The organism is Arthrobacter sp. DNA4, assembly GCF_024362385.1.
Lineage (GTDB): Bacteria > Actinomycetota > Actinomycetes > Actinomycetales > Micrococcaceae > Arthrobacter.
Genome location: NZ_CP101466.1, coordinates 3,602,090 through 3,618,879, shown reverse-complemented (window position 1 = coordinate 3,618,879; position 16,790 = coordinate 3,602,090). Strand labels below are relative to the sequence as shown.

Sequence of the window (16,790 nt, the reverse complement as noted above, 5' to 3'; positions counted from 1 at the left end):
CCGGTAGCCCGGGCAGGAGGGGGGTCCTGCCCGGGCGGTCTTGGGGTGGCAGGTCCGGTTAGACCGCGGGGACGCTGTTCCGCCAGGCGTTCCACGCGGCGTAGCTGCCGTCGAGTTCGACGACGTCGTACCCGGCACGGCGCAGGGCGCTGGCGGCTACGGAGTTCCGAACGCCGGACTGGCAGTAGGACACGATGGTTCCACCGATGGGCAGCTCGTCCAGGTGCCACATGACGCGGCCACCGCTGAGCTGGTACGAACCCGGGACGTGCCCGGCCTTGTGCTCGGTCTTGTTGCGGACGTCCAGGACCATGGCGGCGTCGAACCTGTCGAGTTCCTCAGGCTGGATCAGCTTGGGGGTGAAGGTGGGCAGCCCCTCGATGCCGGTCAGGTAGCCCGCCACGTTGTCGATGCCCACGCGGACCAGGTGGTCCCACATGTCCTGGGCCTGCTCCTGGTCCTTGGCCAGGAGCACCGGCGGGTTCTTGTCCGTTTCCGGGTTGACCACCCAGGCGCCGTAGCTGGCCACGGACTTGCCCGCCGGAACGTTCAGGGACCGGACCACGGTGCCCTGGTGGACTTCGCCGTTGGAGCGGGTGTCGATGAACGTCAGGGTGTCCTCCGCCAGGCCCTGGGCCACGACGGCGGTGTCCAGCTCCTGCAGCGGGGCACGCTCGCCCATGACGGCCGGGCCTTCACGGTTCTCGCGCTTCATGCGGCCGAAGTAGGCGTGGGCGTCGGGCTGGCCATCGAGGAGTTCGTCGATGAAGCCCTGCTCGTCGTTGGCGGCCAGGTAAGGGCCCCACCAGGCGTAGAGGCGTTCGTAGCCCACCGTGGAGGACGGGATGGCACCCAGGGCCTTGCCGCAGGCGCTGCCGGCGCCGTGGGCTGGGTGGACCTGGACGTAGTCGGGCAGGGTGAGGAACTTGTCGCGGAGGCTGGCGAAGAGCTGCTTGGCGCCCTCGAAACGGGTGTCCACGCCGCCGGCTGCCTCGTCCAGCAGGTCCGACCGGCCCAGGTCGCCGGAGAACACGAAGTCACCGGAGAGCAGGTAGCCGGGCTTGTCGCTGAACGCGCCGTCGGTGACCAGGAAGGACAGGTGCTCCGGGGTGTGCCCGGGAGTGTGGACTGCCTTGATGTTGATGTTGCCCAGGGTGATGGTGTCGCCGTCGTAGAGCCGCTCGCCCTCGAACTGGTACTGCCAGTCCGGTCCGCCCTCGCCGGAAACGTAGATCTTGGCGCCGGTGGCGGCGGCAAGTTCGCGGGTGCCGGAGAGGTAGTCGGCATGGATGTGGGTCTCGGTGACGGCCACGATCTTCATGCCGTTCCTGGCGGCGAGCTCCTGGTACACGGCGATGTCGCGGCGGCCGTCCACCACGATCGCTTCGCCCTTGGCCTGGCAGCCGATGACGTAGCTGGCTTGTGCGAGGTCTTCGTCGTAAATGCGCTCGATAAGCATCTGGTGCTCTCCTTCATTGAAAGGGGATTGGGAAGTTTTTCTGAGTCCAGTATAGATACCCCCGGGGGTATCCCGCAAGTGCACTGCGGCCTATGCGTTTCTCTGCGGAATAGCCTTTGCAGCAGGTGGAGGAGGCCTGTTGCTGCGCGGTTTGTGGCTGGTGTGGGGTCAGGCGTGCTGGTGTCCGGCCTCGGCGCGGAGCTTGTCCATGTCCAGGTTCTTCACGGCCTGGATGACTTCCTCCAGTCCCGTGGCGTTGAGGGCGCCAGGCTGGGAGAAGACCAGGGTCTTGTCCTTGAACGCCATCAGGGTGGGGATGGAGGTGATGTTTGCGGCCGCGGCGAGTGCCTGTTCGGCTTCGGTGTCCACCTTGGCGAACGTGATGTCCGGGTGGCGTTCGGCGGCGGCGCCGTAGGTGGGGGCGAACATGCGGCAGGGACCGCACCAGGCTGCCCAGAAGTCAACGAAGACGATGCCGTTGTCCTCCAGGGTCTGGGCGAAGGATTGCTGGGTGATGTCGATGGTTGCCATGATCTGTCGTGTCCTTTCGGGCGAAGTTTGTGGTTGTTCCGTGCCGCGGGGGCAGGACCTAGGTGGTGGGGAGTCCGGCGCGGGTCCAGGCGGTCATGCCGCCGGCCATGGTGTCCGCTTTGTAGCCAACGCCGTTGAGGGCATCGGCGACGGCGGCGCTGCGGTTGCCGCTGCGGCATACGGCGATGACGGGCACGGCCGGGTCAAGCTCGCCCAGGCGGGCCTGCAGCTGGCCCATGGGGATGTGCAGGGCGCCGGGGATCATGCCCTCGGCGACTTCGAAGTCCTCGCGGACGTCGAGGATCCGGGCGGTGGAGCGGCGCTGTTCGGCTTCGGTGATGGTGATTTCAGCCATGGTGGTTCTCCTTCGAAGTGGTTTGTGGCTGGAGCTGGTGGTGGTGTTGCTAGCGGACGGGTTCGCCGGCCTGGCGCCAGGCGGCCATGCCGCCCCGCACCGAATAGGCGTCGTACCCCTTGGCGGCGAGGAGCCGGGCTGCGGAGGCGGAGCGGACGCCGGAGGCGCAGACGGAGATCACCGGACGGGTCTTCTGGATGCCTGCAGTGCTGGCCTGCAGCCGGTCCAGGGGAACGTGCTTGGCCTGCGCCGCCCGGCCGGTCCGCCATTCCTGGGCCGACCTGACGTCGATGAGTATGGCCCCGGAACCCAGGAGTTCCTTTGCCTGGGCCACGGAAATCGTTTTGTAGGGCTTGCTGAAAGCCTTCTTGAGGGAATCGATCAGTCCCATGGTGTTCTCCTCTATGGATGGGTCAGGCGGTGACCGTGCCGGCGGTGACCCACGCCGCGACGGCGAAGATGAGTACCGCGAACGAGATGCGGATGTGTTTGTCGTGCAGGCGCCGGGCAAACCGGGCGGCAACCACCGATCCCACGATCGCCGGGATGGCGAACGCCAGGGTGGTGGCCCAGTCGATGGTGTAGCCGGCGGCGTGGGCGCTGGACCCGGCAGCCGAGTTGACCACGATGATGGCCAGGGACGTCCCCACGGCCTGCTTCATGCGCAGGCCCAGGAAGACGGTCAGCGCGGGGGTGATGAGGAAGCCGCCGCCCACGCCCAGCAGGCCAGTGAGGAACCCGACCAGCAGGCCCACTCCCACGGCCTTGGGGGCGCAGGACCGGAATGCCCGGTTCGGCCCGGTGCTGCAGGACCCCTCGCTTTCACGGGGCTTGCTGAGCATCCGGATGCCCGCGGCCACCATAATCACGGCGAAGGCCAGCATCAGGATGTTCGGGTCCAACAGTTTGCCCACGGCCGCACCGGCCCAGGCTGCCGGGATGCCGGCACCCCCCACCAGGGCGATCACGGGCCAGTTCAGGCCTTCCCGCAACCTGGGGAGCAGCGCTGCCAGCGAGGAGATTCCCACCACCAGCAGTGAGGTGGGAATGGCCTGGGCGGGGCTCATGCCCACGCCGTACACCAGGGCGGGAACAGTGATGATGGACCCGCCGCCGCCCACTACGCCCAGTACGACGCCGACGACGAGCCCCAGACCCAGGGCCGGGATCATGCTGCCGCGCCCTCTTCAGCCGGCTGCACGGGGAGCTGCAGGATGGCACTTTCGCGGGTGGGTTCCTTGGCGGCCTTGTTCCACGGCATGGCAGACAGGGCCTTGCCCATGGCGCAGGTGTTGGTCGCGGCCGAGAACGTCAGCCCGGTGCCGATGGCGCCGGCCAGCATGCGGACCTTGGGGGAGACGAACTTGCCCCCGGCCAGGCCCAGCATCACCAGGGAGCCTGCGGCCAGGCGGACCTGGCGTTCCAGGTCCCAGCGGTCCTTGCCCTTGACCACGTCGCCGCCGGCGGCCGCGAAGCCGGGAACCCCGCCGGTGAGCACGTAGGCGGTGTTGAGGCCAACAGCGGCCATGCGCTGGCGGGCCTGTTCGGCGCGGACGCCGGACTGGCAGACCAGGACAACGCGGGAGCCCAGGCGGGCAGCGAGCTCATCGGTGTGCTCGGAGAGCAGCGGAAGCGGCACGTTGTAGGAGCCGCGGATGTGCATGGTTTCGAATCCAGCGGCGGAGCGAACGTCGATCACCACAAGATCCTGGTGCTCTTTGATCCAGGACTGGAGGGCCTCAGGGGCGAGTGCAGTAACGGCTGTTGCTTTGGAAGGGGATGTCATGGGTGGCCTCTCGGAAGGGGTCGGGTGGATACCCCACCGAGTATTACAGATACCCCCGGGGGTAGTCAAAACACCCATGGGGGTATATAGTTGACGGCAAGCACCCCATCGATGGAGACCCCTTTATGGAACTGAACCCAACCGAACTCACGCCTGTGATCAACCGCCTCAAGCGCGCACAGGGCCAGCTCGCCGCTGTGACCCGCATGCTTGAGGAGGGCCGGGACTGCAAGGACGTCGTCACCCAGCTGGCCGCCGTGTCCAAGGCCCTTGACCGGGCGGGCTTCGCCATCATCGCTACCGGGCTTGAGCAGTGCATCGTCCAGAAGGACGAAACCATGGACCGGAAGGACCTGGAGAAGCTTTTCCTCTCCCTCGCCTGACCGGCGGCACGCTGCGCGCCCTGAGCCCCAGCACCCTCTAGACCCGCACCGCCCGGCAACTTCAAGGAGCATCATGACCTACACCCTGGCCACCACTGTTTCCCTTCCCTGGGCGGAGGCGCTGGAGCGCACCCGCGAAGCCCTCGCCGCGCAGGGGTTCGGGATCCTGACCGAAATCAACGTCCGGTCCACCTTCGAAGCCAAGCTCGGCGCCGAGGCCGCGGACGCCGTCGGGGATTACGTCATCCTCGGTGCCTGCAACCCCGCCCTCGCCAGCCGCGCCCTGGCTGCCGAACCCGAGATGGGTGCCTTGCTGCCCTGCAACGTGGTGGTGCGCCGGAACAGCGCCGCGGACTCCACCACCGTGGAAGCCATCGATCCGCAGACCATGGTGCAGCTCAGCAGCGCCCCTTCCGTCAAGGAAGTGGCGGACGACGCCGGCACTCGCCTGCGCAAGGCCCTCGCCAGCCTGGGCCAAACGGAAGGGTAGTCCCCGCAGCTCCCGTGTGGTCTACTGCTGACTAGCCTAGCCGTGCCTGCAGCCGCGGCGGGCCTGACCGGCGGCTGGAGCGAGAAGGGGAGATCATGGCAGAACCACTGCTCATCGTCTTTGACGTCAACGAAACACTCTCGGACATGGCGCCGCTCGGCGAAGTGTTTGCGCAGACCGGGGCGCCCCGCGGGCTGGCAAAACTTTGGTTCGCCACGCTCCTGCGGGACGGCTTCGCCCTTACCGCCAGCGGTGACAACGAGGCCTTCGCCGCCATCGGCAAGGACGCCCTCCGCGCCCTGCTGGAAGCCGAAGGGGTCTCCGGGAACCTGGATACCGCCGTCGAACGCGTCATGGCAGCCATGCAGAACCTCTCCCTTCACCCGGATGTCCCTGCCGGGGTCCGCGCCCTGGCAGCTGCCGGGCACCGGCTGACCACCCTGACCAACGGCGCGGCCGCCAATACGGACAGGCTGCTGGTTGCCGGCGGCATCCGGGACAAATTCGAGCTGCTCCTCTCGGTGGAGGATGCCCCCGCCTGGAAACCGGCCAAGGCCGCGTACCTGTATGCGGGCGCCTCGGCCGGAGTGGATCCGTCAGGCATGCTGCTGGTCGCCGTGCACCCCTGGGACATCCACGGGGCAGCCAGGGCCGGGCTGCAGACCGCCTGGATCAACCGGACCGGCGCCCGCTACCCCTCGTATTTCCGTGCCCCCGACATCACCGTCGCGGCACTGACCGAGCTGCCCCCGGCCCTCGCCGCCTAGGCTGGTGGCCGGGGCCGCAGCCGTGGTGGCGGACGCCGCGGGAATACCTGTAGTCTCTGTTCACGGTGATGGATCCCGCCGGAAGGCCTGCGCAGGTGCGCGGTCTTCGAACCGCCACATGGCTGATGGTTCCTGCCTTTGACACGAAGGCAGGTGACCCGTGCCCGCACCCGGTTCAGTCTTCCTGCCCCGCCGAACAGGAGAACACATGACTGAGCCGGACAAACCAGCCCCCTCCACTAACGGCGTTCCCTATGCACCCCGGAAAATCAGCGGACCGGTGCTCATGGGGGTGGTGCCGGGCCAGCCGCTGGCCGTGGCCCACCGCGCCGCCGAGCTGGCCTACAGCCTGGGCGTGAAGCTGGTCTGCGCCTACGTGGACGTCACCACCTACCTGGCGGAAGAGCCCGACGGCAGGGTGGAAGCCCGCCCCATCGACCCCGACGGGATTGATGACGACATCGAAGGCATCAGCGCCTCCATCGCCGGCCACCTCCGCGAAGCCCTCGACGGGACCGGGATCGACTGGTCCTTCGTGACGCTGGCCGGGGACCCTGCCAGGGCGCTGGGACGGCTGGCGGAAACCACTGACGCGTCCGTCATTGTGGTGGGCACCCGGGAACGCGGACTCGGGGCGCGGCTGGAGGAACTGCTCGTGGGATCCGTGGCAGTCCATCTCACCCACCGCCAGCACCGGCCCGTCCTGGTGGTCCCGCTGGCCCCGCACCCCAGGCACCAGCCGAAAGCGGACCACTGATGGAGCAGCCCGTCCCCGGGGCCACAGCAGCCGCTGGCGCAGACCAAGGCACACTGGGCGAGGCACGCATCCGCCGGCCGGTCCACCTGCATCCCGGATTCGTCTTGGTGGTCATCGTTGGCGGCACCTTCGGCGCCCTGGCCCGTTACGGGCTGGGCAGCATCCTGCCCGTGCCGGGCGGCTGGCCGGTACCCACCCTGGTCATCAACCTCGCGGGAGCGTTCCTGCTGGGCGCCCTGCTTGAGGCCCTGGTCCGCCGGGGCCCTGACGCGGGACGGCTGCGGCTGGTCCGGCTGCTGGTGGGCACCGGGTTCCTGGGCGCCTTCACTACCTACAGCACCCTGGCCGTGGAAGCCACCACCCTGTTCAGTGCCGGCCGCAGCGCCGACGCCTTCATTTACGTGGCAACCTCCGTGCTGGTTGGAGCCGTTACCACCGTGGCCGGCATCCGGATGGCAGCAGCCCAGCATGCCCGGACCAGCTCCCGGCCGGACGCAGCCGGCTCCCCGAAGGAGGGAAACCGGTGAGCCCGCTGACCATCATCCTGCTGGGACTCGCCGGCGGGCTGGGAGCCGCCGCCCGCTTCGTGGTTGACGGCCTGGTGCGCGCCAAGATCAGGACCGCCCTGCCGGTAGGGACCATTGGCATCAACGTCACAGGATCGTTCCTGCTGGGCCTGGTGGCGGGTGCCGTGATCGTGCATGCGGCGCCGCCCGAGCTGCAGGCCATTGCCGGCACCGGATTCCTGGGCGGCTACACCACCTTCAGCACCGCGAGCTTCGAAACCGTCCGCCTGGTCCAGTCCGGCCGCACTGGCCTGGCCCTCCTCAATGCCGTGGGCACCGCAGCGGCCGCCGTGGCCGCTGCTGCCGGAGGCTTCGCCGTTGCGGGGCTGCTGTAACGGGACGGGCTGCTGTGACGCGACCGGGCGGCAGCGTACCCACACCAACTAGGCAACCGCGACCGGCACACCCTGGAGTCCGGCGCGGTGCAGGTGTTCCAGTTGGACCACGTCGCGGGTAAAGGACAACGCGAGCAGGGCCAGGGCGAGTGCCGGTACCAACGCCGCGGCAACCGCAGGGACCCCGGGGAGGAGCGCGAACAGCAGCGCGAACGGCTGGAACGCGCCAATGGCTTTGCGGGAAACGCTGGGCGGCAGCGCCACCCGAAGGTGCGGCCGGACGAGCCCCGCGGCAACGAACGCGTAGTACATGGCCCCGATGCCCAGCGTCCAGACGCCCGCCACGGGAGCGGCAGCGACGGACAGCACCAGCACCAGGGCGGCGTCGGTGGCGGAATCGAACCGCGCCCCGGCCGGCGAGGAGGTTCCGGTGCGCCGGGCCACCACACCGTCCAGCCCGTCCAGGAGGAACGCGGCGCCGCCCAGGATGGGGAGGAGCAGGTCCGTGCGGCGGCCCGTGAACAATTGCGGAACGGCCAGCACCGCGCACAGGGCCACGAGGATGGCGCGCAGCAGGGTGACCCGGTCTGCCGGCGTTGAGAACCGGGGGATCCGGCGCAGGACAGAACCGGCGGCGGCCACGGCCACCAGGGCGCCCGCGCACAGCCCGGCCAGCTGGAGGACCGGCATGGACGGGGACAGGGACGTCAGCCAGAGGGCCGACAGCACATAGATGGAAACGGCGCCGAACGCGTCCGGCACTGCCCGTTCAGCCGCGCCCATGTGCCACCTCCCCTTGCATGCTAACAACGGCGGGGGTGATGGTCACGGGCGGCGGCGCCGGGCCCGAAGCCTGGCGCCGTCGTCGGACGTTCTCCTGCGGCCGCCACGGAGCAGACCGGCGAAGGCCAGCACCGCGCCGGCTCCCTCGGCAACTGCGCTGAGGGTCTTCGAGAAGAACCAAACGGGGTCGTACATGGCCGGGATGGGTCCGATGGCCGGGATGTCCACGTACCTGTAAAGCACGACGGCGGCGAACGCGCTGAGGGCAACCACCAGGGCCACGGCATAGGAAGCCCTGCTGCCGCGGACCAGGACATAGACGCCGGCCACCAGCGCCGCGGCGGCTTCGAGCAGGAACAGGGTGCCCTGGCTGACAGTGCCGGGCTGCGCGTTCTGGTAGCCCGGGGCCAGGAAGAGGTGGACGCCGGCATCAATGAACAGCGCCAGGGCGGTCAGTAATCGTAGAGCCACGCTTATGTATACGCCGGAAGTTCCCTTCCGGTTCATACGGCCCTGTTTTCCATGTGGGTTTCGGGGGGAATATTTAGGGGCATCCGCAGTCTTGCGCCTGTAGCGGGCGGCTGAGCCTGCGGCCCTACGAGTAAGGAGAACTGCCATGACCCTTCCCAAGGAACTCACGCCTGGTACCTGGACCCTGGACATGTCCCACAGCGAGATCGGCTTCAGCGTCCGCCACGCCGGGATCAGCAAGGTCCGGGGCCGTTTCACCGAAGCCCAGGCCGAGGCACGCGTGGGCCAGTCCCTGGCGGACTCGTCGGTGCACGCCACGGTATCCACCGCCAGCTTCAACTCCGGCGACGCCAACCGCGACGCCCACGTGCGCGGCGAGGACTTCTTCGACGTCGAGAAGTACCCCGAGATGACCTTCCGCGGCACCTCCATCGAAGGGGACGGCGAGGAGTACACCCTGACCGGGGACCTCACCATCAAGGGCGTCACCCGGCCCATCGAGCTGGAAGTTGAGTTCACCGGCGTTGCCGTTGACCCGTTCGGCGCCACGCGGGCGGGCTTCTCCGCCGAGACAGAGATCAGCCGCAAGGAATTCGGGCTCACCTGGAATGCGGCGCTGGAGGCCGGCGGCCTGCTGGTCAGCGACAAGGTGAAGATCAGCCTGGAAGCGGCCCTGGTCAAGCAGGGCTGACGCAGCAGTTCCGCGGCGCCCGTCTGTTAGGGCGCCGCGGGCCGTACCTTCACGTTGCCCAGCGAACGGATCAGTGCCACCGCGGTGATGGACCCGGCGGCCATGATTGAGGCGAGCACCACCACCTGGAACCGGCCCGCCTCCAGGGGTGAGGCGCCGCCGAAGATGGCGCCCACGAACGCTCCCGGCAGCGTGACCAGGCCGGTGGTCTTGGTCTGGTCCGTGGACGGGATCAACGCTGAATGCACCGCCTGCCGGGCTTGGAAGAGGGTGGCCTGCCGGGGCGTGGCGCCCAGCGCCAGCCAGCCCTCCACCTGGTCCCACTGCTCCACCACCGCCTCGAAGAAGCGGCGGTAAGCCAGGGTGGCAATGGTCATGGAGTTGCCGATCACGATTCCGCCCACCGCCAGCGCGTACCGGGGGGAGAACTCGATGGCGCCCGTTCCGAACACGACCCCCAGCGTCACCAGGATCCCGGCGGCCATGGTTGCCGCCACCACGGCAAAGCGCCGCCAGGACCAGGTGAGCCGCCGCGCCGCCGTCACGGACGCCACTGTGAACATGACCAACAGGGCGGCGCCCACCCACAGGGGATTGGTGATGATGCCGCCCAGCACCAGGCTGATGACCGCCAGCTGGGCCGCGCCGCGGAGGATGGCCAGGGCGGGGGAGAGGTACGACGGCGTCCGCGCGCCCCACAGGATGCCCACCGTGAGTGCCGCCAGGATGGCAACGGCCACCAGGGTGGGCAGCAGCGCGGCAAGGGTTGGCATGCCGCCAGCTTACTGACCGCACTGCGTCGTAGATCACGCGTCAAGGAATCATTAAGAAATGCCTTTTCGGCGCTCCCGCCCTTTTGGCCGGTGCTAGCTTCGCAAGGGTCGCGATGCAAAGGGCAGCGCGGAAAGGCAGACATGACCACGTTGAGCAGGCCCCCGGCGGATCCGTCCGCGCCCCACGCCCACGGCAGGAAGGCGCTCCAGGACTGGCTGCTGTTTGGGCTGCAGGACAGCAAGGGCGCCCACCCGGGTCCCGGCGGCGTGCCGACGCAGCACGAGAAGAAGCATTCGTGGTGGCAGGTCATGTGCCTGACGGGCGTGGACTACTTCTCCACCCTGGGCTACCAGCCGGCCATCGCCGCGCTGGCCGCAGGGGTCATCTCCCCGCTGGCCACCCTGGTGCTGGTGGCGGTGACCCTGCTCGGCGCCCTGCCGGTGTACCGCAGGGTCGCCGGGGAAAGCCCCCGCGGTGAAGGCTCCATCGCCATGCTCGAGCGGCTGCTGCCCCGGTGGGGCGGCAAGCTCCTGGTGCTGGTCCTCCTGGGGTTCGCCGCCACCGACTTCATGATCACCATGACCCTCTCGGCCGCCGACGCCACCGCGCACCTGCTGGGCAATCCCGTGGCGCCGGGCTGGCTCCAGACCCAGAACGTCCCCGTGACGCTCTTCCTGCTGGCCCTGCTGGCAGCGGTGTTCCTGCGGGGATTCAAGGAAGCCATCGGCGTCGCGGTGGTCCTGGTGGTTCTCTACCTGGGCTTGAACGCCGTGGTGGTGGTCGCCACCCTGGCGCAGGTGCTCACGCACCCCGCGGCCACGGGGGACTGGTGGACCAACCTGTGGGTGTCGCACGGAAACCCGGTCATGGCCGTGGCCATCGCGCTGCTGGTGTTTCCCAAGCTGGCCCTGGGCCTCTCCGGCTTCGAAACCGGCGTGGCCGTGATGCCGCAGGTGCGGGGCGCTGAGGACGACACGGAGGAGAACCCCGCAGGCCGCATCCGGGGCGCCCGGCGCATGCTCACCACCGCCGCTGTGATCATGAGCGTTTTCCTGCTGACCACCAGCTTCATCACCGTGGTCCTGATCCCGGAACAGGAATTCCAGCCCGGCGGCCAGGCCAACGGCCGTGCCCTGGCCTTCCTGGCGCACGAATACCTGGGTGTGGGCTTCGGCAGCGTGTATGACATCAGCACCATCGGCATCCTCTGGTTCGCCGGCGCCTCGGCCATGGCAGGGCTGCTGAACCTGGTGCCGCGGTACCTCCCGCGCTACGGCATGGCTCCGGCCTGGGCCAAGGCTGTGCGGCCCCTGGTCCTCGTCTTCACCCTGATCGGCTTCCTGATCACCTTCATCTTCAACGCCGACGTCGACGCCCAGGGCGGCGCGTACGCCACCGGCGTCCTGGTGCTGATGACTTCCGCCGCGGTGGCCGTCACGCTCTCGGCGCGCCGGCGGAGGCAGCGGAACCTCACGGTGGGCTTTGGTGTCATTTCGGTCGTGTTCGCGTACACCACGGTGGCCAACATCTTCGAACGGCCCGAGGGCATCCGGATCGCCGCCATCTTCATCCTCGGCATCATCGTCATCTCGCTGCTGTCCCGGGTCCGCCGTTCCTTCGAGCTGCATGCGACCCGGGTTCATCTGGACCAGCAGGCCCTGGAGTTCATGTCCAGCGCCCTGGACGGGCCCATCGCCATCATCGCCCACGAGCCGCTGCGGATGTCCGCGGAGGCCTACCGGGACAAACTCGAGTCAGCCATCGAGGTCAGCCACCTCCCGCTGGCAGGTGACGCCCTGTTCCTGGAGGTCGTCGTGGACGACTCCTCGGATTTCGAGACCGAGCTGCACGTCCGCGGCGTGAACCGGCACGGGTACCACATCCTGGAAGTCCACGGCCCGGTGGTGCCCAACACCATCGCCTCCGTGCTGCTGCACATCAGGGACGTCACTGGCCTGATGCCGCACATCTACTTCCGCTGGACCGAGGGGAACCCCATCACCAACCTGGTCCGGTTCCTGTTCCTGGGCGAGGGCGAGATCGCGCCGGTGACCCGTGAGGTGCTGCGCGAGGCGGTTCCGGACGTCACCCAGCGGCCCTGGGTCCACGTGGGCTGATGGGCTCCACCGCGGCCGCAACCCGGGCGGCGTCAGCCAGGCTGGAAGGGGCGTTCGCGCTGAAGGCTGCCTCGGCGTCGTCCTCCCAGACGCCTGCCGCGAGCACCACAACGTGCACCATGTCGCCGTAGGAATCGTTGCAGGCAAGGATGTCGCCGGGAACCCGGTGCGGATGCGGGCCGGCTGAGGGCCAGGGCTGGAAGATGACCCACCACGGGTCCCCGTCCTGGTCCGGGAAAATGTAGCCAGCCACAGGATGAAGGGCGCGGCCGTTCAGCCCGCGTCCGCCGTAGCCCTCCACGGCGTCGGCGGATGCGGCGAACTTGACCCTGCCGCGGTCCGCGGGCTCCTCATCCCACCGCATCTGCCCTCCCTGGCTTCATGCCTGCCTATGCCTCCATCAAAGGGCCGCACGGGTGGAATCGGGGCGGGCGGGCTGTTTTATTGACGAATTTTTTACGCCGCCGCCTGCCTTGGCGGTGGCCCGCGGGCGCCACACCATAATGGGATCCATGGACAGCCCCGTAACCATCCGCCCCATGTGCCCCGATGACTGGGACGCCGTCCACGCAATTTACGCCGCCGGCATCGCCACGGGGGAGGCGACGTTCGAGAGCGAGCCGCCCACCTGGGAAGCGTTCGACGCCGTGCGGTTGCCTGAGCACCGGATCGTCGCCGGGGATGCGGGGCGGGTCCTGGGCTGGGCCGCCGTGTCCCGGGTTTCCTCCCGTGAGGTGTACCGGGGCCTGGTGGAGCACTCCATTTATGTTGACCCTCTGGCCCAGGGCCGGGGCGTGGGCCGGCTCCTCCTCGCGGCCCTGATCGAATCCACGGAGGCGGCGGGCATCTGGACCATCCAGTCCAGCATCTTTCCCGAGAACGCCGCCAGCCTGGCGCTGCACCAAAAGCTGGGCTTCCGGGTGGTGGGGACCCGGGAGCGGATTGCGCAGATCAGCCATGGCCCCAAGGCCGGGCACTGGCAGGACACACTGCTGCTGGAGCGCCGCAGCGGCGTGGTGGGGATGGAATAGCTCCTACCGCGAGGGCAGGGTCAGGATCTCTGCGCCGCGTCCGCCCAGGTCCAGCACGCGCTAGCCGACTCACCTGCTGCATCGGAGGGGTGATCGACGCATGCGGAATTGCAGGCAACGCAGTTCACTGTCACCCCAGCAACGCCTCGAGATCCGGAAGCCGGCAGAACAAGTCGGGGAGGCCGCGCACCCCGTCGCGCACGGACTCATGCGACAGCGCGAGGTCTGGCCCGGTGCTTGCCTCAACACCGGCGAGGCACCGGAGGATGTTCCACCTCGTGTGCCCCAGCCAGCCGCCGATTATGAACGCAAACCAGCTTGGACCCGGCGGCGGCAGCGTTCCGCCCCCTGCCACATAGCCGTCGAGAACCGAGCGGAAAATGGCGGGCCTGATGTCATCGACGCCGGGCCCCTTCGCAAGGCTCAGCGCGGTCGATCCGAGCTCGCCGGACAGGTCGAGCATCCCCGAGAGTTCCCAGTCGAGCACCACCGCCCGGCCTTCTCGAGCGAGCAGGTTCCACGGTTGGATGTCTCTGTGCGTCAGAACGACTGGGCCTGGCCGATTGCAGGTGTCAACGAAGCGGGCAATCGCGAGGAACGTTTCGACCTGGGAGGCGAGCTCTGCAGCCCACGGTTGTCCGGTCGCCGCCGCCTGGACGGCGAGCTCAGCCCAGTCCCTTGACGCCTGCTCCTCGATCAACGCGTCGCTCCACGCGACGTCGAGCGAATGGATACGCGCGAGAATCTCACCGATCTCAAACGCGTAGCTCGCCGACACCGGCGCTTCGGCCTTCCCGCCATCGACCCATCGGTGAACGAGTGTGTTGTGGTCGGCCGAAATCGGCTCTGGCATCGGAACGCCGGCAGCGAAGGCGGCCCGCTCAAACCGGAGCACGTCCTTGATGCGATAGGGCCAGCGGCGATCGACCAGGTTCAACTCCTTCACCGCGAACGACCCATCGTCAGTGTCGAGCCGGTACATCCGGTTGGCGAACCCGCCATGGACGCGAATCATCGGCCCGACGGGCACGCCGAGATGCGAAAGGTTCACCTCCCCATTTTAGGAGGCGGCGGTTGGTCGATGCCCGAGGTGAACGTGGTGGGGACGGAACAGCTCCTACCGCGAGGGCAGGGTCAGGATCTCGGCGCCGTCCTCGGTGATGGCGATGGTGTGCTCGGTGTGCGCCGTTCGGCAGCCGGTGGCGCTCCTGAGGGTCCACCCGTCGTCGTCCGTTACCAGCTCCGCCGTGTCCGCCATGATCCACGGCTCCAGTGCCAGCAGCAGCCCGGGCCGCAGCTTGAATCCGCGGCCGGGCCGCCCCGTATTGGGGACGTGCGGATCCTGGTGCATGGTGGATCCGATCCCATGGCCGCCGAACTGCGTGTTGACCGGATATCCCGCATCGCTGAGGACCCGGCCGATGGCGTAGGAGATGTCGCCGATCTTCGCGGTAAGCCCGGCGGCGGCTATTCCGGCGGCCAGCGCCCGCTCGGTGGCCTCGATCATGGCCACGCTCTCCGCCGGGCGTGATTCGCCCACAATGAAGCTGATGGCGGCGTCGGCGGCCATCCCGTTCTTGACGACGGCGAGGTCCAGGGTCAGCAGGTCGCCGTCGGCCAGGTCGTAGTTGTGGGGGAGTCCGTGCAGCACGGCATCGTTGACGCCCGTGCAGATGTAGTGCCCGAACGGGCCCCGGCCAAACGACGGGGCGTAGTCCACGTAGCAGGATTCGGCCCCGGCCTCGGTGATCATCTCCTTGGTCCACTGGTCGATGTCCAGGAGGTTGGTGCCCACCGTGGCGCGGCTCTTCATGGCCTGCAGGATGTCCGCCACCAGGGCGCCGGTCTCCCGGGCGCGGGCCACTTCAGCGGGGTTCAGGATCTCGATCATGGTGGCGCCCTTCATCTCCGGCCGGTAAATCTACGGGCCATCCTATTTGTCCTTTCTCCGCGCGCCGCAAGGGAAGAGCGTAATCAGCGGGAAAATATGGGGATTGCCAAAGACATAGATGAATGTAAATATTTATGTGTGTCTATGTCCCTGAAGCTGACCCCTGTGGAAGCCGCGGCGTGCTGCTCGCCGCTTGCGCGCGAGCCGTTGACCGAGCCGGAAGCGGAAGGAGTCGTCCCACTGCTGAAGGCGCTGGCCGATCCTGTCCGGCTGCGGCTGATGTCCCTGGTTGCCTCCCATGAGGGCGGCGAGGCCTGCGTCTGCGACCTGAACGATGCCTTCGAGCTGTCCCAGCCCACCATCAGCCACCACCTGAAGATCCTGCACGAGGCAGGGCTGCTGGACCGGGAGAAGCGCGGCGTGTGGGTCTACTACCGGGCCCGGACCGAGGCGCTGCAGAACCTGGCGGCCCTGATCGGCGGGCAGGCAGCGTGAGTGTGCTGGGCCGCAAAGCTGCTGCGGAGTTCGTGGGCACCGCGTTCCTGGTCATGGCGGTGGTGGGCTCGGGCGTCATGGCCTCGCGGCTTTCACCGGACGACGCCGGGCTGCAGCTTCTGCAGAACAGCCTCGCCACGGGTGCCGCGCTGGTGGCCCTGATCGTGGCACTCCAGCCGGTCTCGGCGTCGTTCAACCCCGTGGTGACCCTGGTGGAACGGGCCCTGGGCCTGATCGATACAGGGACCACCGCGGCGTTAGTGGCCGCCCAGGTTCTGGGCGGCCTGGCCGGCACCGTGGCGGCGAACCTGATGTTCGGGCTGGACGCGGTCACGCTTTCAACTCACGTCCGCACCGGTCCCGCGCTCTGGCTGGGCGAGGTCATCGCCACCGTAGGGCTGCTGGTGGTCACCTTCGGCACCGTCCGCTCCGGCCGGGCAGACCGGGTCGCCTTCGCCGTCGGCGGCTACATCACCGCAGCGTACTGGTTCACCAGCTCCACCAGCTTCGCCAACCCCGCCGTGACCATCGCCCGGACGGTCACAGACACCTTCGCCGGCATCGCGCCGTCGTCGGCCCCTGCCTTCATCCTCGCCCAACTGTTGGGCGGCGCCGCCGGGTACGTCCTGGTCCGGTTCCTTTACCCACCCCTCGCAACTCTCGCCGTCGCCACGGCTGACCGAAAGGTGCTCTCATGAGCCAGAAGCCCTCCGTCCTGTTCGTCTGCGTCCACAACGCGGGCCGGTCCCAAATGGCGGCCGCCTTCCTCACCACGCTGTCCAAGGGCGCCATCGAGGTCCGCTCCGCCGGATCGCAGCCGGCCGAGAAGGTCAACCCGGCCGCCGTCGAGGCCATGGCCGAGGTGGGCATCGACATGTCTGCCGAGATCCCCAAGGTCCTCACCACTGAGGCCGTGAAGGATTCCGACGTGGTGATCACCATGGGCTGCGGCGACGAGTGCCCCTACTTCCCGGGCAAGCGCTACGAGGACTGGGTCCTGGAGGACCCCGCCGGCAAGGGCGTCGACTCCGTGCGGCCCATCCGCGACGAGATCAAGGGCCGCGTCGAAGCCCTGATCGCCTCCCTTATCCCCGCTTCGGCCTGAAAG

At 68.3% G+C, this 16,790-nt stretch carries 24 protein-coding genes and 1 riboswitch; of the genes, 12 read left to right on the top strand and 12 right to left on the bottom strand.

Annotated features, from left to right (window positions below; all coding sequences use genetic code 11):
• Positions 1-58 precede the first annotated feature (58 nt).
• The 6 genes from NMQ03_RS16745 to NMQ03_RS16720 all read right to left on the bottom strand — a co-directional run bounded on the left by NMQ03_RS16745 (position 59) and on the right by NMQ03_RS16720 (position 4,131).
• Positions 59-1,459: a rhodanese-like domain-containing protein gene (locus NMQ03_RS16745; RefSeq protein ID WP_255173117.1), complete on the bottom strand. Its 1,401-nt coding sequence runs from the start codon at positions 1,457-1,459 to the stop codon at positions 59-61.
• A gap of 168 nt (positions 1,460-1,627) precedes the next feature.
• Positions 1,628-1,990, bottom strand: a complete 363-nt coding sequence (gene trxA / locus NMQ03_RS16740) for a thioredoxin (protein ID WP_255173116.1) — start codon at positions 1,988-1,990, stop codon at positions 1,628-1,630.
• A 58-nt stretch (positions 1,991-2,048) separates the two neighbouring features.
• The gene (locus NMQ03_RS16735; RefSeq protein WP_142117518.1) at positions 2,049-2,345 is read right to left on the bottom strand and encodes a rhodanese-like domain-containing protein; all 297 of its coding nucleotides are present in this window, start codon (positions 2,343-2,345) and stop codon (positions 2,049-2,051) included.
• 49 nt (positions 2,346-2,394) lie between these two features.
• On the bottom strand, positions 2,395-2,736 hold the full coding sequence (locus NMQ03_RS16730) for a rhodanese-like domain-containing protein (protein ID WP_255173115.1): 342 nt from the start codon (positions 2,734-2,736) through the stop codon (positions 2,395-2,397).
• 22 nt (positions 2,737-2,758) lie between these two features.
• Positions 2,759-3,517 carry a sulfite exporter TauE/SafE family protein gene (locus tag NMQ03_RS16725; protein ID WP_255173114.1) on the bottom strand — a complete coding sequence of 253 codons (759 nt, stop codon included), beginning with the start codon at positions 3,515-3,517 and terminating at the stop codon, positions 2,759-2,761.
• On the bottom strand, positions 3,514-4,131 hold the full coding sequence (locus NMQ03_RS16720) for a rhodanese-like domain-containing protein (RefSeq protein ID WP_255173113.1): 618 nt from the start codon (positions 4,129-4,131) through the stop codon (positions 3,514-3,516). The genes NMQ03_RS16725 and NMQ03_RS16720 overlap by 4 nt, the downstream gene beginning before the upstream one ends.
• A 125-nt stretch (positions 4,132-4,256) precedes the next feature.
• Here NMQ03_RS16720 and NMQ03_RS16715 point away from each other — a divergent pair, with 125 nt between their 5' ends.
• From NMQ03_RS16715 to crcB, 6 genes are all read left to right on the top strand, one after another.
• Complete coding sequence (locus NMQ03_RS16715; protein WP_043452296.1) at positions 4,257-4,514, top strand: metal-sensitive transcriptional regulator; 258 nt, start codon at positions 4,257-4,259, stop codon at positions 4,512-4,514.
• A 73-nt stretch (positions 4,515-4,587) separates the two neighbouring features.
• Entirely contained in the window at positions 4,588-5,004 is a 417-nt protein-coding gene (locus NMQ03_RS16710) for a DUF302 domain-containing protein (protein ID WP_255173112.1), read from the top strand.
• Positions 5,005-5,099: 95 nt separating this feature from the next.
• The gene (locus tag NMQ03_RS16705) at positions 5,100-5,771 is read left to right on the top strand and encodes a haloacid dehalogenase type II (RefSeq protein ID WP_255173111.1); all 672 of its coding nucleotides are present in this window, start codon (positions 5,100-5,102) and stop codon (positions 5,769-5,771) included.
• 55 nt (positions 5,772-5,826) lie between these two features.
• A riboswitch (Fluoride riboswitch) is annotated at positions 5,827-5,913 on the top strand.
• A 66-nt stretch (positions 5,914-5,979) separates the two neighbouring features.
• Positions 5,980-6,528 (top strand): universal stress protein, encoded by a 549-nt coding sequence (locus tag NMQ03_RS16700; protein ID WP_255173110.1) that lies wholly within the window; start codon positions 5,980-5,982, stop codon positions 6,526-6,528.
• Complete coding sequence (locus NMQ03_RS16695; protein WP_255173109.1) at positions 6,528-7,055, top strand: CrcB family protein; 528 nt, start codon at positions 6,528-6,530, stop codon at positions 7,053-7,055. Before NMQ03_RS16700 ends, NMQ03_RS16695 begins: the two co-directional genes overlap by 1 nt.
• Positions 7,052-7,429, top strand: coding sequence for a fluoride efflux transporter CrcB (crcB, locus tag NMQ03_RS16690; RefSeq protein WP_255173108.1), 378 nt, complete (start codon positions 7,052-7,054; stop codon positions 7,427-7,429). The genes NMQ03_RS16695 and crcB overlap by 4 nt, the downstream gene beginning before the upstream one ends.
• A 48-nt stretch (positions 7,430-7,477) precedes the next feature.
• On the opposite strand, the gene NMQ03_RS16685 is transcribed toward crcB, so the two are convergent.
• A complete protein-coding gene (locus tag NMQ03_RS16685) occupies positions 7,478-8,212 on the bottom strand; it encodes a CDP-alcohol phosphatidyltransferase family protein (RefSeq protein ID WP_255173107.1) in 735 nt (244 codons plus the stop codon).
• Positions 8,213-8,254: 42 nt separating this feature from the next.
• Positions 8,255-8,683 (bottom strand): hypothetical protein, encoded by a 429-nt coding sequence (locus NMQ03_RS16680; RefSeq protein WP_236560873.1) that lies wholly within the window; start codon positions 8,681-8,683, stop codon positions 8,255-8,257.
• Positions 8,684-8,828: 145 nt separating this feature from the next.
• On the opposite strand from NMQ03_RS16680, the gene NMQ03_RS16675 reads away from it, so the two are divergent.
• Positions 8,829-9,374 (top strand): YceI family protein, encoded by a 546-nt coding sequence (locus NMQ03_RS16675; protein WP_159633211.1) that lies wholly within the window; start codon positions 8,829-8,831, stop codon positions 9,372-9,374.
• A gap of 26 nt (positions 9,375-9,400) precedes the next feature.
• Here the strand turns inward: NMQ03_RS16675 and NMQ03_RS16670 are convergent, their stop codons facing one another.
• Complete coding sequence (locus NMQ03_RS16670) at positions 9,401-10,147, bottom strand: ABC transporter permease (protein ID WP_255173106.1); 747 nt, start codon at positions 10,145-10,147, stop codon at positions 9,401-9,403.
• Positions 10,148-10,288: 141 nt separating this feature from the next.
• On the opposite strand from NMQ03_RS16670, the gene NMQ03_RS16665 reads away from it, so the two are divergent.
• The gene (locus NMQ03_RS16665) at positions 10,289-12,265 is read left to right on the top strand and encodes an amino acid transporter (RefSeq protein WP_159633205.1); all 1,977 of its coding nucleotides are present in this window, start codon (positions 10,289-10,291) and stop codon (positions 12,263-12,265) included.
• Here the strand turns inward: NMQ03_RS16665 and NMQ03_RS16660 are convergent.
• Entirely contained in the window at positions 12,234-12,629 is a 396-nt protein-coding gene (locus NMQ03_RS16660) for a hypothetical protein (RefSeq protein WP_255173105.1), read from the bottom strand. The two genes, NMQ03_RS16665 and NMQ03_RS16660, sit on opposite strands and share 32 nt — an antisense overlap.
• 148 nt (positions 12,630-12,777) lie before the next feature.
• Between NMQ03_RS16660 and NMQ03_RS16655 the strand changes: the two genes are divergently transcribed.
• Positions 12,778-13,296, top strand: a complete 519-nt coding sequence (locus NMQ03_RS16655) for a GNAT family N-acetyltransferase (protein WP_255173104.1) — start codon at positions 12,778-12,780, stop codon at positions 13,294-13,296.
• A 130-nt stretch (positions 13,297-13,426) separates the two neighbouring features.
• Here the strand turns inward: NMQ03_RS16655 and NMQ03_RS16650 are convergent, their stop codons facing one another.
• Together NMQ03_RS16650 and map are read right to left on the bottom strand one after the other, a co-directional pair.
• Positions 13,427-14,347, bottom strand: coding sequence for a phosphotransferase family protein (locus tag NMQ03_RS16650; protein ID WP_255173103.1), 921 nt, complete (start codon positions 14,345-14,347; stop codon positions 13,427-13,429).
• Between the two features lie 66 nt (positions 14,348-14,413).
• A complete protein-coding gene (gene map, locus NMQ03_RS16645; RefSeq protein ID WP_255175644.1) occupies positions 14,414-15,187 on the bottom strand; it encodes a type I methionyl aminopeptidase in 774 nt (257 codons plus the stop codon).
• 144 nt (positions 15,188-15,331) lie between these two features.
• Here map and NMQ03_RS16640 point away from each other — a divergent pair, with 144 nt between their 5' ends.
• From NMQ03_RS16640 to NMQ03_RS16630, 3 genes are read left to right on the top strand one after another with little or no spacing between them, the layout of a single operon-like run.
• A complete protein-coding gene (locus tag NMQ03_RS16640) occupies positions 15,332-15,682 on the top strand; it encodes a metalloregulator ArsR/SmtB family transcription factor (RefSeq protein WP_255175643.1) in 351 nt (116 codons plus the stop codon).
• Positions 15,679-16,380 (top strand): aquaporin, encoded by a 702-nt coding sequence (locus NMQ03_RS16635; protein WP_255173102.1) that lies wholly within the window; start codon positions 15,679-15,681, stop codon positions 16,378-16,380. The genes NMQ03_RS16640 and NMQ03_RS16635 overlap by 4 nt, the downstream gene beginning before the upstream one ends.
• Complete coding sequence (locus NMQ03_RS16630) at positions 16,377-16,787, top strand: arsenate reductase ArsC (RefSeq protein WP_159633187.1); 411 nt, start codon at positions 16,377-16,379, stop codon at positions 16,785-16,787. Before NMQ03_RS16635 ends, NMQ03_RS16630 begins: the two co-directional genes overlap by 4 nt.
• Positions 16,788-16,790 lie beyond the last annotated feature (3 nt).